Here is a 15,362-nt window from a genome sequence, read left to right as displayed (position 1 = left end):
ATATGGGAACCATTAATAATAGGAATGGCCTGCAACTTGAAAAGCCCGATGTCACCTTGGGTTTTATCCCCCTAACTGACTGCGCGCCGCTGGTTATCGCCCAAGAAAAAGGCTACTTTGCCGGTGAAGGTCTTAATGTCACCCTTTCTCGAGAAGCATCGTGGGCGGGAATTCGCGACAAGGTTGGCTTGGGGATATTAGACGGCGCGCAAATGCTGGCATCTATTCCAGTGGCGTCCAGGCTCGGTGTTGGCGGCCCCAAAATAGACATGGTCAGCGCCATGGTGCTCGACCTTAACGGCAATGCCATTACCATCAACAATCAACTCTACAAACACCTATATGAAATAGATTCGCGCTGCGAGTTTAGCCCGCTCATTGCCGCCCAAGCACTGCAGTGCTTAATTGAGGAAAACAAGCGCAGCAAAAGGCCAAAATTGCGTTTTGGGGTGGTCTATCCCTGCTCAACCCAAAGCTATGAATTACGCTATTGGTTAGCCAGTGCAGGCATTGATCCAGATCGCGATATTGAGATTGTCGTTATTCCGCCCCCCAAAATGGTAACCGCCATGACCGATGGCGATATCCACGGGTTTTGTGTTGGCGAGCCGTGGAATACCCTCGCCGTGCAGCAGCAAATCGGCCATGTGGTCGCCACCAAATACCAGTTGTGGAATAACAGCCCAGAGAAGGTATTTGCGGTTAGCGAAAGCTGGTCAAAAGAAAACCCGCTCACCCACCAGGCTATGCTACGCGCCTTAATAAAAGCCTGCATTTGGCTCGACAAAAAGGAAAACCGTAGGGCCACTGCAAAAATTATTAGCCAAGCCGCCTATATCGCCCTACCCGAAGAAACCGTCGCACTATCGCTGACGGGCTCATCCCTAAAACACCACGGCCTACCTGCGGAAAAGGTCGAAGACTTTCACGTATTCCATCGCTATTCAGCCAATTTTCCGTGGCTCAACCACGCCGAGTGGTTTATTTCGCAAATGTATCGCTGGGGGCAGCTAACTACCCCCGTAAATATTGAGGAAACAGTAGCAGCTGTTTATAAGCCAAGCCTATTCCGCATTGCCGCAGCAGCAGTCGGTATCGAGTGCCCGAGTATTGACCGTAAAACCGAAGGCAATTTGCATGAGAAAATGATTTTGACTAAATCGCAACACATCGGCCCCAATCAGTTTTTAGACGGGCAAGTTATTAGTGTTGGCGGCATTATCAAATACCTAGAAAAACAAAATCTGTCCAAGGCCGACATTCCCGCGCTCCGCCTAATTAATACCCGAAAAGAGGTTTAACCCCTTAAATGAAAGTGTTACTGATTGATATTGATGAACATCGCGCAAAGAAAATCGACGCTATTATTACTTGGGCAGGTATAGAATTATTGAGCGTCACTGACAGCGACGCCGATATTTATCAATTGGTCGGCGAGCTGCACCCCGAGATCATTCTGGTCGACACCAACTCCCCCAATCGCGACACCTTAGAACATTTGGCTCAGCTCCAAAAAGGCGCACCGCGCACAGTAATAAATTTAGGCGGCAATCGTTCTGAAAGTATCAACCGCCTAGCGTCAGAAGCAGGTATTAGCCTTTATGCCATCGACGCCGTGCCCACAGCCTTGCTGCAGTCACTAATCGACATCGCCATCAGCTATTTTCACAGCGTAAACCAGCTGCGCGCAGAGGTAGAAGCGCTCAAGCCAACCACCGATGCTCGTCAATCCCTGAATAAAGCCAAGAAATTTATTATGGACACCTATGGACTAACAGAGGATCAAGCCACCGATTTATTAAATAAAAATGCAGATCGTCAACGTAAACCGGTTACTGATGTCGCGCGGCAATTACTCGATACCGGCTCTTTTATTTAAGCCTTGCACCATGCCAACCAAATCCTCACGTTTGTGAGCGAGCACGGCTGAATGCTTGATGGGAGACGGACGGTACACGCAAGCCCCTCATGGTCGCCAAGTTTTAATGCGCAGACTTCAGGCCGCCAATGGGCCACTATGAAAGCGAAACTCTTCTTCTACCGTTTCAATTAAGCGCTGTTCCTTTTCTCGAAAGAAATCCACCCGCGGCGCTATTGGCTCAACAGCGTAACGCTCAGCCAATGCCAAATAATCTTTGAAATGCCGCGCTTCAGATTTTAGTAACGAGGTATAGAACGCGCCCAACTCAGGGTCTAGCAGCGGGGCTATTTTCGCGAAGCGCTCGCAGGAGCGCGCTTCGATAATCGCACCAATAATTAAAATATCGACCAATTTATGGGGATCGCTGGTGCGAGCGCCGGTGCGCAAACCATTGGCGTAATTTGCTGATGAAAGATGCCGATATTCAATACCGCGTTTTTTCATAATACTCATAACCTGCTCAAAATGGCGCAACTCTTCACGTGCCAGTTTCGACATTTTCATGAGCAGATCCGGCTTATCGACATGGCGAAACATGAGATTCAAGGCGGTGCCCGCTGCTTTTTTCTCGCAATTAGCGTGATCGATCAGCATTTCTTCAGGAAAACGCAAAGCGGCGTCTATCCAGCCCTGCGGCGTCTCGCAGGGCAGGAATTCAAGTATTTCACTAATATCTACAGACATGACAAAACGCATCCAATCAAATTAAGGCGAGGCAGAAAAGCCGGCGCAGTATAGCAAAGTGAAGGGGTTTTCAGGAGCAATAGGGGGATAAAAACGGCGAGTAGGACGAACTACGACTCTCGGCTTAAATATCGGCCAATATAACGCTGATAATACGCCTCTGAAAGCAGATAAAACTCGCGATCAATCATATCGCGCAGCGATACTAAGGGTTCATCGCGATACTCTGCGTCAATACTAAAGCCAAACTGAGCGCTATCACTGATCTGCCCCGCCCCTGCCCGCAACAACTGAAACAGCCAAATATAGGGACTTTTATGCGCAGGATAGCGAATTCGCTGGGTTTGCAGCTGCCACTCCAAGAGCGTGACATCATTGATGCGGAGCTTATTTTCGATGACCTGAACCAAAAAGCCGTCTAAGCGCTGATCAATAATCTGCTTCTGATCATCGCTATAGCTATTCCAGTCAATCACCTCGTGGCTATAACGCTTACAACCGCGGCATACCTCGTCCCCCAGTGCCGTCGAACAAACACCAATACAAGGGGTTACCACACGAGGACGCACAACAGCCAAGCCAGACTCCAGATAAATAGGTGAAATACAGCGTAAAGGGTAAGCCAGCACCCTAGGAGCTGGCAAGCTTGGTCAATAATGAAAGCTGACAATATTACTATCTAATTCCCCTCGCCCCAAGCTACAGCAAAGACCGCAAATCGTCAGACGCCTGACGTCGGACGTCTGACGAGGCGAAGAAAGACTGGCTAAGCACCTACTTCTGCAGAGATTCCTTAACGTATGTGTGGTTTTTCAGTATACTTGCAACCCCCTATTTCGCATCGATGATGGGCATCGATAGCCCCGGCCCCGGCGATCCCGGCGGATACGGGTACCGAAACTGAAAAGAGGAGTTACACTGTGCTTGAAGCATATCGGAAACACGTCGACGAACGCGCGGCGCAAGGCATTGTTCCCCAGCCACTCAACGCTGAACAAGTCGCGGGCCTAATTGAATTGCTTAAAACTCCACCAGCGGGTGAAGAAGCAACCCTAGTTGACCTGATCTCCAACCGTGTACCACCAGGTGTCGACGAAGCCGCTTATGTAAAAGCCGGTTTCCTGTCTGCCATCGTTAAAGACGAAGCCAGTAGCCCCCTAATTAGCAAAGAGCTCGCAGTTAAACTGCTGGGCAATATGCACGGCGGCTACAATATTGTGACCTTGGTAGACCTCCTCGACCACGCCGACCTTGCCAAACTCGCCGCCGAAGAGCTTAAGCACACGCTGCTGATGTTTGACGCCTTCCACGACGTAGAAGAAAAATCTAAAGCCGGTAATGCACTGGCGAAAGAAGTGATTCAAAGCTGGGCAGACGCAGAGTGGTTCACCAACCGCCCTGAAGTTGCCGAAAGCATTGTTAACACCGTATTTAAAGTCACCGGCGAAACCAATACCGATGACCTGTCACCAGCGCCAGATGCATGGTCGCGCCCAGACATCCCACTGCACGCACTGGCGATGTTTAAAATGGAACGCGATGGCATTAAGCCCGACGTGCAAGGCAGTGTTGGCCCACTTAAATTGATCGGCACGCTGAAAGAAAAAGGCCACCCCATTGCCTTCGTTGGCGATGTTGTTGGTACTGGTTCTTCACGTAAATCAGCCACCAACTCGGTACTGTGGTTCTTTGGCGACGATATGCCCGGCGTGCCTAATAAGCGCTCTGGCGGTATTTGTATCGGCAGCAAAGTGGCTCCTATCTTCTACAACACCATGGAAGATGCTGGCGCACTGGTCTTTGAAGCCCCCGTTGACGAGCTAAGCATGGGCGACGTGATTGAAATCCGCCCCTACGACGGCGTGATCAAAAATGTTGAAACTGGTGCCACCCTAAGCACCTTCGAACTGAAGTCACCGGTATTGCTTGACGAAGTGCGCGCTGGCGGCCGTATCAACCTGATTATCGGTCGTGGCCTAACCGCTAAAGCCCGTGAATCGCTGGGTCTGCCCACCTCTACCCTATTCCGTCTGCCCGAGCAGCCCGCCGACACTGGCAAAGGCTACACCTTGGCGCAAAAAATGGTTGGTCGCGCCTGCGGTCTTCCCGAAGGTACTGGTATTCGCCCAGGCACTTACTGCGAACCCAAAATGACCACCGTTGGTTCGCAAGACACCACTGGCCCAATGACCCGCGACGAGCTGAAAGACTTGGCCTGCCTCGGTTTCTCTGCCGACCTGACCATGCAGTCCTTCTGTCACACTGCGGCTTACCCCAAGCCAATCGACATCGACACCCAGCACAACCTGCCAGACTTCATCATGACCCGTGGCGGTGTTTCACTGCGTCCCGGCGACGGTATCATCCACAGCTGGTTGAACCGCATGTTGCTGCCAGACACTGTTGGCACCGGCGGTGACTCACACACTCGCTTCCCAATGGGCATTTCTTTCCCAGCGGGTTCTGGTCTGGTTGCTTTTGCTGCCGCGACCGGCGTTATGCCACTGGATATGCCCGAATCAGTACTGGTTCGCTTTAAAGGCAAAATGCAGCCTGGCATTACCCTGCGCGACCTAGTTCACGCCATTCCTTACCAAGCCATTAAAGAAGGCCACCTGACCGTTGAGAAAAAAGGCAAGAAGAACATCTTCTCTGGTCGTATTCTTGAAATCGAAGGCTTGGCTGGTTTGACTGTTGAGCAGGCATTTGAATTGTCTGACGCCTCTGCAGAGCGTTCAGCCGCTGGCTGTACCATCAAGCAAGGCATTCCAGAAATCTCTGAATACCTGCGCTCTAACATCACCCTGCTGCGCTGGATGGTAAGCGAAGGCTATGGCGACCCACGCACCCTAGAGCGCCGCGCTGCCAATATGGAAGCATGGCTGGCCAACCCAAGCCTGCTCGAAGGCGATGCCGATGCTGAGTACGCTGCGGTTATCGAAATTGACCTAGACCAGTTGATAGAGCCTGTAGTTTGCTGCCCTAACGACCCAGACGACGCCAAGCTGCTGTCTGAAGTTGCTGGCGACAAAGTAGACGAAGTCTTCATTGGTAGCTGCATGACCAATATCGGTCACTTCCGCGCCGCTGGTAAGCTGCTCGACGCCAACAAAGGCACGCTGAACACCCGTCTGTGGATCTCGCCACCGACTAAAATGGATCAGCACACCCTGATGGAAGAAGGCTACTACAACATCTTTGGCGCTTCTGGTGCACGTACCGAAATGCCAGGCTGTTCACTGTGCATGGGTAACCAAGCACGTGTTGCCGATGGCGCTACTGTGCTGTCTACCTCAACCCGTAACTTCCCTAACCGTCTTGGCAATGGCGCCAATGTCTACCTGACCTCTGCTGAGTTAGCATCGGTTGGCGCGATTCTGGGCCGCCTGCCAACACCGGCTGAGTATATGGAATACTGCAAAGATCTGGATGCCATGTCTAGCGAGATTTATCGCTACATGAACTTCGATCAAATTGCGTCTTTCCAGAAAGGTGCGGAAGAAGGTAAGCGTATTGCTTCAGTAGAAATTACCGAAGTAAGTATGTAAACATGATGTAAGTCTTAGACTTACGTTGTTGAGAGAGCCGCCTTCGGGCGGCTTTTTTGTGCCAGTAACATTATGCCTAGATTATATGTTTTTAGATTCATCACATGTCTTAGCGCATTGTATTGAACTTATGCGCATCGACTACCGGCCAGGCAAATCCCCTTTGAGCTCGCTGAGCATCACAGAAACTGAGCGGGGCCTTTAGCGAGCACTGTTTGAGCCGAAGGCGAGTTGCGCAGCGAGGCGAAAACCACTCTAGCAGGCTAACTTACAAAAAACTTTAATCAGCCTTTCTTCAAAGCCCGCTTTTCTTCACGGCGGCGCGTAAAAAATGCCTGCAATACAGCCGTGGCCTCCGCAGCCAGCACACCGCCAAGCCACTCTACGCGATGATTCATTTGTGGCTGGTCGAACAGCTGCAAATGACTGCACACTGCCCCCGCTTTTGGCTCTGCCGCGCCATACACCACGCGCTTAATACGGCTGTGAATAATTGCCCCAGCGCACATCGCGCAGGGCTCAACGGTCACATAAAGCGTGGTATCCGGCAAACGATAATTATTCAGGCTTCGCGCCGCACTGCGCAGCGCGACAATTTCCGCGTGAGCTGTAGGGTCTGCGCTGCTGATTGGCTGATTAAAAGCCTCGGCAATAAGCTCATTATCTTTAACGATAATCGCGCCAACTGGCACCTCATTCGCCAAATCCGCCTGCTGCGCCAATCCCAAAGCATGGCGCATCCAATACTCGTCGGAAAATTCAGACACGCATACTACGCCACTGAAAAACCTCGTGCTTACTGCCCAGCATTCTTCGCCTCCACGGATTTCACCCCAAATTATATGTATTCGCTATTTTAGCCTATAAATGACCGCACCACTGCTAGCCGAGAACATACTAAAAACTGTAAAAATTCTGTGCTAGTGTCGATTTAGCCCTCGGCCCTCGCGTCGGCGACGAGTAGCATTAAGCAGTGGACTAAATTATAAGGAGAATAAGCATGGCCAACAAACACGGCGATTTCATCTGGTACGAGCTGCTAACAGACAATACTGATCTCGCGCAATCATTCTACGGAAATGTACTCGACTGGGAATTCAACGATAGCGGCCAAGCCGAGATGGATTATACGATTATCACCGCCAAAGCCAGCGCCGACATTGGTGGCATGCTACAGATTACGACTGAGATGAAAGCAGGCGGCGCGCAACCAATATGGCTAGGCTATCTCGCCGCAGACGACGTTGACGCCTGTATTGAGCGGATCATCACCTCCGGTGGCACAGAAATAATGCCGGCAACTGACATTCCTGATGTTGGCCGTATCGCGATGGTAAGCGACCCCCAGGGCGCGCTGTTTTATATTATGCGGGGGCTTAGCGACGAAGCCAGTCTTGCCTTTGCCGCTGACCACCCTAGGGACGGACACTGCGCGTGGAACGAGTTAATGAGCAGCAACCCCGCTGGGGCGCGCTCATTCTATGGCAAGGAATTTGGCTGGATTAAAGACAGCGAAATGGATATGGGGCCAATGGGTACGTACGAGTTTTTACGTCACGATCACATGATCGGCGCAATAATGCCAAGTCCAGAAGCTATGCCACGGCCAATGTGGAATTACTATTTCAGAGTTGCAGACATTGATATCGCGGTCGAAAAAGTAAAGGCTGGCGGCGGAACGATATTAACTGGCCCAGACCCAATTCCAGGCGACGAATACACCATTCAAGGACTCGACCCACAGGGCGCGGTATTTTCACTCGTAGGTCAACGGAAAGCCGGAACATAAGTCAGTAACTTGGTGACGAAACTAGGCGGCCTCAAATCACCGACGCCGCCTTCTTAGACTTACCTTACAAAGCGCGCTTAACTTTACGATAACCATCTGTAATTTGTTCGCCCAAAAGGGAAATTGCGGCGTGCACACCCTCGGCGGCGGGTTCCACCTCTTTACCCACGCGTTTGGTTTTATCCACGAGCTGGCCCCACATTTGCTCTAGCTCTTCCCATTCATCACGTACTTCCATATTCGCCAAATGAATCTTCACATTGATTTCGTCACGCTGCTCACGTAATTTTTCGACCATGTCGTTGAAATTTTGCTTAGTACTCATCGCCAACTCTCCAATGCTAAGGCTGCAATAATGCGCTAAGTAAATACTATCGGTTTTGTGGAAAAGTGAATTGATTCAAATCAAGTAAACGCGAACAGCTACCGGCTTCCCAATAAATAGCTTACATAAATTACACAAACCCATTAGCAGCAGCGCAACAACACCTTACATATTTTTGACATGCCCCACCCTGCTTTATAAAAATTAATCTTTTGGGTTTGGCCGTTAATATTTACCCGGCCTTATCGAAAAGTTCGCAACATAAATACCTACACCGCAACATCAAATGCAATACCAACGAGCGCGGTGGCAGCCATCGCGAGCGCCCCCCACAGGGTGACTCTAACAACACCCGTATATATTTTTGCGCCGCTTAAATAGGCCGATACCGCACCTAAGGCCGCCAGAAAAAACAATGACAAAATCGCGACCAACAGACTCACATCGGGTGATTTGTAAAATAGCACAGTAAGCAAGGGCAGCGCCGCACCAACACTAAAGCTAAGCGCAGAAGAAAATGCAGCTATAACCGGCTGTGCTTGCGTTAATTCCGAAATGCCAATTTCATCGCGAGAATGCGCGCCAAGTGCATCGTGCGCCATCAACTGCCGCGCAACGGTAACTGATAACTCCGGTTCAAGGCCACGCTGCTCATATATCTCAGCCAGTTCAAGGACTTCGCCTTCATAATCATTTTCTATCGCTAAGCGCTCTTGCAACAGATCTGACTTCTCAGTATCTGCCTGCGACGACACTGAAACGTATTCGCCCGCCGCCATCGAAATGGCCCCAGCAACTAATCCCGCGGTACCAGCCACAACAATAGCGCCATGATCTGAGTTTGCCGCCGCTACCCCGATGATCAAACTTGCGGTAGACACTATGCCGTCGTTAGCGCCCAGTACGGCGGCTCGCAACCAACCTACTCGGTGTTGACGGTGAAGTTCTTGGTGTGACATACCTTAATGGTCTCCGCTTATGTTAAATGGGCTTAGCACTTAGCTATCGTCCCGTGTTCATCTACCCGCGCTTAGCCAGCCTTTACGTTTAAAAAATAACACCATGCCAATAGTGAGCACCACAAATACACCCCAAACTACCGGATAGCCCCACCGTAAGGAGAGCTCCGGCATAAATTGAAAATTCATTCCATACACGCCAGCAATGAATGTTAAGGGAATAAACACAGATGACATAATGGTCAGCACCTTCATAATCTCGTTCATACGGTTTGAAACCGCCGACATATAGAGATCGGTAAGGCCACTGGCTATCTCACGATACGATTCGATAATTTCAACGATCTGAATTGTATGCTCATAAACATCGCGCAAATACGGCCGCGTCGATTCATTGATTCGACCCTCCTCCTCACGATACAAATGATCAACAAGCTCCCGCATCGGCCAAACAATGCGTCGCAATAGCGCCAATTCACGTTTAACGCAATGAATCCGCCGCAGCACATCTGGCGAGGGGTACTCCAAGGTAAGTATTTCAAGGTCTTCGAGCAAATCGCCATAGTGTTCAAGTACCGGAAAACAATGGTCTACCACTGCATCTAGCATCGCGTATAACAAATAACCTGGGCCATTTTTTCGAAGGCGCACGCCTTCTGTGTGCAGACGTTCCCGAATTGGTTGCCAAACATCACCCAATTTTTCTTGGAAGGTAATCAATACTTTGTCATAAAGAAAAATACTTACCTGCTCGGTATCAAGTGTCCAATCCTTCGCCTCGCCTGCAGCGTTATGTTGAAGCAATTGTAGCATTCGCAACACCACAAAAAGATGGTCATCAAAACTTTCCACACGGGGACGCTGAGTAACATGCAATACGTCTTCGGCGGTAAGCGTGTGAAATTCGAAATGCTGCCGAAACTGGTTAATAACATACGGATGCATATTACTAACGTTGATCCACCTAACCGCAACCCAACTTGGCATGGGTTTGTCGAGAAACTCGTCAAGATTACTGATAGTACCGGTTTCAATTTGGTCAGCGCTATAATCAATATAGCTAATAGCAACACTGCCCGGCGCCGGTGCAATCAATGCCGCGGCGACATGTTCTATGCCAGGCAACTCGCCAGGCTTTACTCGACGCCCCTGTTTTCTAATACGACTTAGTCCAGACAATCGCAGTGCAGAGTCACGTAAGCGGCTTTTTTTATTCATGGTGTTTCCTGCGCGTCCCTAAGTATTATTACAAGCTCCAGCCATCCATAACACGCTGTCGCACTATCTTATTTCCAGCGTCGCACATTGCAATCATGCCTTGGTGCAAAACCAAACGCCATAACAGAGAACAAGGGCGTTATCAGCCGCCAGCCATCAAAATCAGTTTGTAAGTGTGGCTGTATACCGTTCCACTAGAACCGAGCGGCTTAACTAAATTTTGTATTCTCGCGCCCATCACGCTGTATACTCAATCAGAAAGCGAAATATAGCATCGCCGCCGAACGCTACAACTAAGTTCGCTACCGCGCAGGCCTTTTACGTAAGTCGCGCCAAGTACACAGGCATGGGAATTAGTGCATGAAGACAAATGTCAGCACGCTCAAGCAAGGCACAATTGTATCGGTGCGCGGCAGCGTGGTGGATATACGATTTACCGCACTAGCACCCTTCCTTGGCGACATTGATCACAAACAAATAATTTAATTGGTTTTAGTTTTACAACTACTCTTACCGAACGGCACGTATAGTGGGCACCAACCTAATGCACCAGTGAGAAGAGGAACAACCCCAATTGCACCTAACCATGATTTAAAATACATACTCTACTTAAAGCATCTAAGGTCGCATCAACCTGACCGTAATCCAAACCCCACTGCCGCAAGGCCGACTGGCCGACTGCGTAAATTGAACGGTTTAAGAAAATCCTTATCCTTTACAGTAAGTCGCTCGCTACCGAGCCATTCTTTATTTATACGCGTCAGCTTTCATTTCTGGTAACGTCAGTTCATGCATTTTTAGCAATAGCTCAACATAGCGTCTCATCCAAGACGGAATGACCACATCAACTGACAACACCCGTTAGGCTAAGCCAGCATTTTGAATAGGCTCTGAACACCAAAAAGGCAGCTCATGTTATCTCCACCACAAAACCATCTACTAGCTAACCACGCTTCCCCACCTTTAAGGAGGATAAAATTGGGTGCCCCACCACTATCGAGCCTAAACACCCCTGCCGCTGCCATAGGGTACTACTCGGCTCACGCAAGCCAGCAGTGGCGCCGCCACGCCGCAAACACCATCGGCGTGATTTTATTACTGCTCGGCATGACGGCAAGCCCTAGCTTCGCGGCGTCTGCCCTTACCCCGCAAACAAGTACTGATATCCAACTTCAGCTGAATGCTGTTCAATCCTCAGAAAATATCAGCCCAGAACAGCGCGATTTTGCTGTTCAACTCTATCAAAAATCGATCGCTAACCTTGCGTTAGCAACCGAAGACCGCAATCAAGCGCAGGGCTATATAGACCAAATAGCCAACGCCGCATCCCGCGTGGCCGACATTCAGCGCAAACTCGACCAACGCTTTCCAGAGGTCGATGTTAGCGGCAAGCTGGGGCTGCTGGAGCAGAGGCTACTGGATCAGCAGGCAACATTGCTCGAACTCCACAGCGAAGAAACCTCAATAAATGCCCAAATTTTAACGGCGCAACAAGACGTGTCGCTACTTATTGAAGCAGCATTACAAAAGCAATCGGCCGCAGAAATGCAATTGGCAGAGAGCCCAGAAAGTGACACCACGGAACTCGCCAAAGCACGCAGAACCTATAACGTGAGCGAACGCGATGCCGCAAATGCCCGCGTCGAATTATTGCGACAACGATTAATCTCCAGAGACTCCAGGCTTGAAGTTTTGGATCTTCAACAGCGTTTAGTGGTACGCAAAATCAATATCACCAATCAAGCCATTGGCAAACTGCAAGAAGCGGTTAGCAGCGCCCGTCGCAATCAAGCTAATGCGGTCGCTGAGCGCGCCCAGCAGCATCTCATTCAATTAGAAAATGCTGCCGAAGATATTAAAACAATTGCCAAAGAAAACGCCGAGCTCGCTAGCGATATTGCCCATATCACCGCCCGCACCGATGAATTGCTTATTAAATTGGGCGTATTGCGCGACGAGCGCGCTTACGTAGAGCGCTACGCCAACAGCATGGCCCAGCAACTTGCAATAACTGGTGCAGATCGCCTGTCGACCTTAGGGGTCGATTTACTGGCTCAGCGCCAACAGTTTTTCCAACGCTCGGCCCTGACACTAAAACCGAAAACGCTAAATGAAGAACTTGCCCGCGCCCAACTTAGTAAGCTTCGGCTAGAAGATCGCCAATATTTAATGACCAAAACTGACCTTAGTGGGACGGGTTCACAACGCAATGAATTGCACGAGGAAAAAGCGCGACTACTTCAGGACGGCGCCAAGATCTACCGCCGGTACATTGATGCAATAATGACTACCCGAAGCGAAAATATTGCCCTGAATGTAAAAACCGCCGAATACATTAAACTTCTCAATAGCCGTTTACTATGGATTCCCAGCACGACACCACTGTGGGTTCAACTAAAACAAACTGCCCAGCAAAGCTCGCCGTGGTCAGAACGCTTACCGCAATGGCAAACAAATGTTGTGGCAAAAAACCTGCAATGGAATAATAAATGGCTGCTTTTTTTGTTTGTCGTTCCTGGGCTAACTCTGTTACTCAAGCCGCGACTACTTAAGCTCTTAAAAACCTTGGCCATTAACGTTGGCAAAGTCAATCGAGACCGATTTTCCTACACGGCCACAGCATTACTCATATCACTTGTACTCGCCTCACCTGGCCCCTTAATACTTGGCTTTCTTGCCGTATTAACGGCCGACGGCGGCACATCCACACAACAGATTCACCTAGGATTAAAGAATGCAGCTGGCCTATGGTTATTGCTGAATGTGTTTCGCGAAATATGCAGAACCGACGGAATTGCCGAATTCCATTTTAAATGGCGGTTAGACATACTTGCCGTAATTAGAAAGCACCTACCGTGGCTCACCTTAACACTGGTTTTTGTCGCCCTTTTTATCCCCATTGCAGACCACACCAACGATGGCAATACAATTATTAGCCGGCTACTTTTCGGGGTTTCGTCGCTTGCGCTAGCCTACGTAGCGCACCGCGTATTATGGAAGCTCCTGCATTTGAGAAACCACGTTTCTCGCCGCCAAATCACCATTAAATACATCGCACATGGCTTGGCTGTTAGCATTCCGTTAATTCTGCTCGGTCTCTCTTGGTACGGCTATCATTTTTCGGCACTACTAATTCAAAGCAAGCTATTTGTAAGTGCTTGTTTACTGGCCATGCTCTTCATACTTTACTCGCTAAGTTTACGAATATTTTCGGTGATAGAACGGCGCATGACCCTTGAACGGCTGCGCCTGAAACGCAAAACAGAGCAAGCTCAAAATGCAAATCGCCAAGCGGCCGACAATGCCGGTGAGGGAATGCCAGAAGCAATTGAAGCCACCGAATACGATATGGACACCATTACCCAGCAAACCAGAGGTTTTGTGGGCTTGTTAACGGCAGTTGCAGCAATCGTTTTAGTCTGGGATTTATGGGCAGAAATACTACCGGCTCTGAGTGTACTCAATAATGTTGAACTCTGGCATGTGGCGGGCGCAAACCCCGCCATGGGCGAAAAGGCAATCACCCTTGCCGACGGCATCATTGCCATCATCATGATGACATTAACCTACTTGGGCGCACGCAACCTACCGGGCATATTAGAAATATCAATCCTTCGCAAACTGCGGCTAGAAGCTGGTAGCAGCTATGCAATTACCACGGTAGTGAAATATATTATCGTACTGGTTGGGATTATCGTTTCGCTCAATATTATTGGTGCCCAGTGGTCAAAACTGCAATGGCTCGTCGCCGCTTTAGGCGTCGGTCTGGGCTTTGGTTTACAAGAAATCGTAGCCAACTTTGTCTCTGGCCTGCTCATTTTATTCGAACGCCCAATCCGCGTTGGCGACACCGTTACCGTAGGCAACCACACCGGAACCGTAACGCGCATTCGTATACGCGCAACAACACTCACCGACTGGGATCGCAAAGAACAGATAATTCCCAACAAAACCTTTATAACCGAACAGCTCACCAACTGGACACTAAGCGACTCCATTACTCGGCAAATTATAAAAGTAGGCGTTGCTTACGGATCAGATGTGCTTGCCGTGCATAAATTGCTCTCTAAAGTCATAGACGACAACCGCCGCATTACCAAAGATCCGCCACCATCGGTGTTTTTTGTTGGCTTTGGCGACAGCAGCCTCAACTTTGAACTGCGCGTATTTGTGCCCAGCATGCTCGACATCATGCCCTTAATTCACGAGATTCACGTGGAAATAGAGGCAATCTTAAGAAAACATGAAATAGAAATTCCGTTTCCACAGCGGGACATATGGATTCGATCAGAGGAAGAGAAATAGCCCACAAAATCACAGCAGCCAAGGACGGCCGCCAGTTTCCTACTTGAGAAAAGCAGTAATTAAACCAAGTTTAGATACTGCTGGTAATCCCGAACCCCAAAGTAGCGAATCGATTTTTTCTGCTTGATCTTTTTGGCGATCAACACCTCGCCGCAATAGATTTTAAGAACCTGTTTATCGGAATTGGTATCCACATCATAAGAGTGTGCATCATTCTGTTGCAGGTTCTCGAACTCAGTTTTCATAATCAATATCAAGTTGCTATACCTTTGCTAGATTAAGAAAAAGTGGAAACCCTGTTTCTCTGTTATACCAGCCTTAAGCCAATATTCAACGACTGCGGCATTAGATTCTGAATCAAGTTCAGAATGACAACGCAGGAGATGAGGCAAAGTACTGTAAAATTTGCAGCCATACCGAGCGTAAAAACAGCCATGCCGACCTTGAAAAAGATGTCATGCCGAGCAAAAAACACCACCATACCGGCCGAAAACGCAGTCATACCAACTAAAAAAGCAGTTATATCGACTGGATAGCGGTCATACCGGACTTGATCCGTGTTCTGGTTGAATGAACCGGACGCCTTAATAAGAGACAATACCCGTCAATTATT

At 49.4% G+C, this 15,362-nt stretch carries 14 protein-coding genes; 6 read left to right on the top strand and 8 right to left on the bottom strand.

Annotation, left to right across the window (positions count from 1 at the left end; translation table 11 throughout):
- Nucleotides 1-2: 2 nt before the first annotated feature.
- Nucleotides 3-1,301, top strand: coding sequence for a CmpA/NrtA family ABC transporter substrate-binding protein (locus tag P1U47_RS04110; protein ID WP_301027316.1), 1,299 nt, complete (start codon nt 3-5; stop codon nt 1,299-1,301).
- A gap of 8 nt (nt 1,302-1,309) precedes the next feature.
- Nucleotides 1,310-1,879: an ANTAR domain-containing protein gene (locus P1U47_RS04105; RefSeq protein ID WP_301027314.1), complete on the top strand. Its 570-nt coding sequence runs from the start codon at nt 1,310-1,312 to the stop codon at nt 1,877-1,879.
- A 117-nt stretch (nt 1,880-1,996) separates the two neighbouring features.
- Here the strand turns inward: P1U47_RS04105 and P1U47_RS04100 are convergent, their stop codons facing one another.
- Complete coding sequence (locus P1U47_RS04100; protein ID WP_301027313.1) at nt 1,997-2,605, bottom strand: tRNA-(ms[2]io[6]A)-hydroxylase; 609 nt, start codon at nt 2,603-2,605, stop codon at nt 1,997-1,999.
- Nucleotides 2,606-2,715: 110 nt separating this feature from the next.
- Nucleotides 2,716-3,174 (bottom strand): DUF1289 domain-containing protein, encoded by a 459-nt coding sequence (locus P1U47_RS04095; RefSeq protein WP_366943120.1) that lies wholly within the window; start codon nt 3,172-3,174, stop codon nt 2,716-2,718.
- Between the two features lie 351 nt (nt 3,175-3,525).
- Here P1U47_RS04095 and acnB point away from each other — a divergent pair, with 351 nt between their 5' ends.
- Entirely contained in the window at nt 3,526-6,153 is a 2,628-nt protein-coding gene (gene acnB, locus P1U47_RS04090; protein WP_301027311.1) for a bifunctional aconitate hydratase 2/2-methylisocitrate dehydratase, read from the top strand.
- A gap of 284 nt (nt 6,154-6,437) precedes the next feature.
- Here acnB and tadA read toward each other — a convergent pair whose 3' ends face one another.
- Nucleotides 6,438-6,920, bottom strand: coding sequence for a tRNA adenosine(34) deaminase TadA (tadA, locus tag P1U47_RS04085; RefSeq protein WP_301027310.1), 483 nt, complete (start codon nt 6,918-6,920; stop codon nt 6,438-6,440).
- Nucleotides 6,921-7,153: 233 nt separating this feature from the next.
- On the opposite strand from tadA, the gene P1U47_RS04080 reads away from it, so the two are divergent.
- Nucleotides 7,154-7,942 (top strand): VOC family protein, encoded by a 789-nt coding sequence (locus P1U47_RS04080; protein ID WP_301027309.1) that lies wholly within the window; start codon nt 7,154-7,156, stop codon nt 7,940-7,942.
- A 64-nt stretch (nt 7,943-8,006) separates the two neighbouring features.
- Here the strand turns inward: P1U47_RS04080 and P1U47_RS04075 are convergent, their stop codons facing one another.
- From P1U47_RS04075 to corA, 3 genes are all read right to left on the bottom strand, one after another.
- Complete coding sequence (locus tag P1U47_RS04075; RefSeq protein ID WP_301027308.1) at nt 8,007-8,267, bottom strand: hypothetical protein; 261 nt, start codon at nt 8,265-8,267, stop codon at nt 8,007-8,009.
- 269 nt (nt 8,268-8,536) lie between these two features.
- The gene (locus tag P1U47_RS04070; RefSeq protein ID WP_301027307.1) at nt 8,537-9,226 is read right to left on the bottom strand and encodes a VIT family protein; all 690 of its coding nucleotides are present in this window, start codon (nt 9,224-9,226) and stop codon (nt 8,537-8,539) included.
- Nucleotides 9,227-9,283: 57 nt separating this feature from the next.
- Nucleotides 9,284-10,444, bottom strand: a complete 1,161-nt coding sequence (gene corA / locus P1U47_RS04065) for a magnesium/cobalt transporter CorA (RefSeq protein WP_301027306.1) — start codon at nt 10,442-10,444, stop codon at nt 9,284-9,286.
- 360 nt (nt 10,445-10,804) lie between these two features.
- On the opposite strand from corA, the gene P1U47_RS04060 reads away from it, so the two are divergent.
- Entirely contained in the window at nt 10,805-10,930 is a 126-nt protein-coding gene (locus P1U47_RS04060) for a hypothetical protein (RefSeq protein ID WP_301027305.1), read from the top strand.
- Here the strand turns inward: P1U47_RS04060 and P1U47_RS17570 are convergent.
- Nucleotides 10,927-11,046, bottom strand: coding sequence for a DUF2892 domain-containing protein (locus P1U47_RS17570; RefSeq protein WP_366943114.1), 120 nt, complete (start codon nt 11,044-11,046; stop codon nt 10,927-10,929). The genes P1U47_RS04060 and P1U47_RS17570 overlap by 4 nt on opposite strands.
- A 376-nt stretch (nt 11,047-11,422) precedes the next feature.
- Between P1U47_RS17570 and P1U47_RS04055 the strand changes: the two genes are divergently transcribed.
- A complete protein-coding gene (locus P1U47_RS04055; protein WP_301027304.1) occupies nt 11,423-14,749 on the top strand; it encodes a mechanosensitive ion channel domain-containing protein in 3,327 nt (1,108 codons plus the stop codon).
- Nucleotides 14,750-14,808: 59 nt separating this feature from the next.
- On the opposite strand, the gene P1U47_RS04050 is transcribed toward P1U47_RS04055, so the two are convergent.
- Nucleotides 14,809-14,994 (bottom strand): hypothetical protein, encoded by a 186-nt coding sequence (locus P1U47_RS04050; protein WP_301027302.1) that lies wholly within the window; start codon nt 14,992-14,994, stop codon nt 14,809-14,811.
- Nucleotides 14,995-15,362: the final 368 nt, after the last annotated feature.

The sequence above is a fragment of the Zhongshania sp. genome (genome assembly GCF_029212375.1).
Classification (GTDB): Bacteria; Pseudomonadota; Gammaproteobacteria; order Pseudomonadales; family Spongiibacteraceae; genus Spongiibacter.
Note: the sequence above shows the minus strand (reverse complement) of the source record. Positions and strands in the feature narration are given on the sequence as shown.

Excerpts from the sequence above, each read along its gene's own strand:
- P1U47_RS04110 (WP_301027316.1), top strand. The coding sequence starts at position 3 with ATGGGAACCATTAATAATAGGAATGGCCTGCAACTTGAAAAGCCCGAT.
- P1U47_RS04105 (WP_301027314.1), top strand. The coding sequence starts at position 1,310 with ATGAAAGTGTTACTGATTGATATTGATGAACATCGCGCAAAGAAAATC.
- P1U47_RS04100 (WP_301027313.1), bottom strand. The coding sequence starts at position 2,605 with ATGTCTGTAGATATTAGTGAAATACTTGAATTCCTGCCCTGCGAGACG.
- P1U47_RS04080 (WP_301027309.1), top strand. The coding sequence starts at position 7,154 with ATGGCCAACAAACACGGCGATTTCATCTGGTACGAGCTGCTAACAGAC.
- P1U47_RS04075 (WP_301027308.1), bottom strand. The coding sequence starts at position 8,267 with ATGAGTACTAAGCAAAATTTCAACGACATGGTCGAAAAATTACGTGAG.
- P1U47_RS04070 (WP_301027307.1), bottom strand. The coding sequence starts at position 9,226 with ATGTCACACCAAGAACTTCACCGTCAACACCGAGTAGGTTGGTTGCGA.
- corA (WP_301027306.1), bottom strand. The coding sequence starts at position 10,444 with ATGAATAAAAAAAGCCGCTTACGTGACTCTGCACTGCGATTGTCTGGA.
- P1U47_RS04060 (WP_301027305.1), top strand. The coding sequence starts at position 10,805 with ATGAAGACAAATGTCAGCACGCTCAAGCAAGGCACAATTGTATCGGTG.
- P1U47_RS17570 (WP_366943114.1), bottom strand. The coding sequence starts at position 11,046 with ATGTATTTTAAATCATGGTTAGGTGCAATTGGGGTTGTTCCTCTTCTC.
- P1U47_RS04050 (WP_301027302.1), bottom strand. The coding sequence starts at position 14,994 with ATGAAAACTGAGTTCGAGAACCTGCAACAGAATGATGCACACTCTTAT.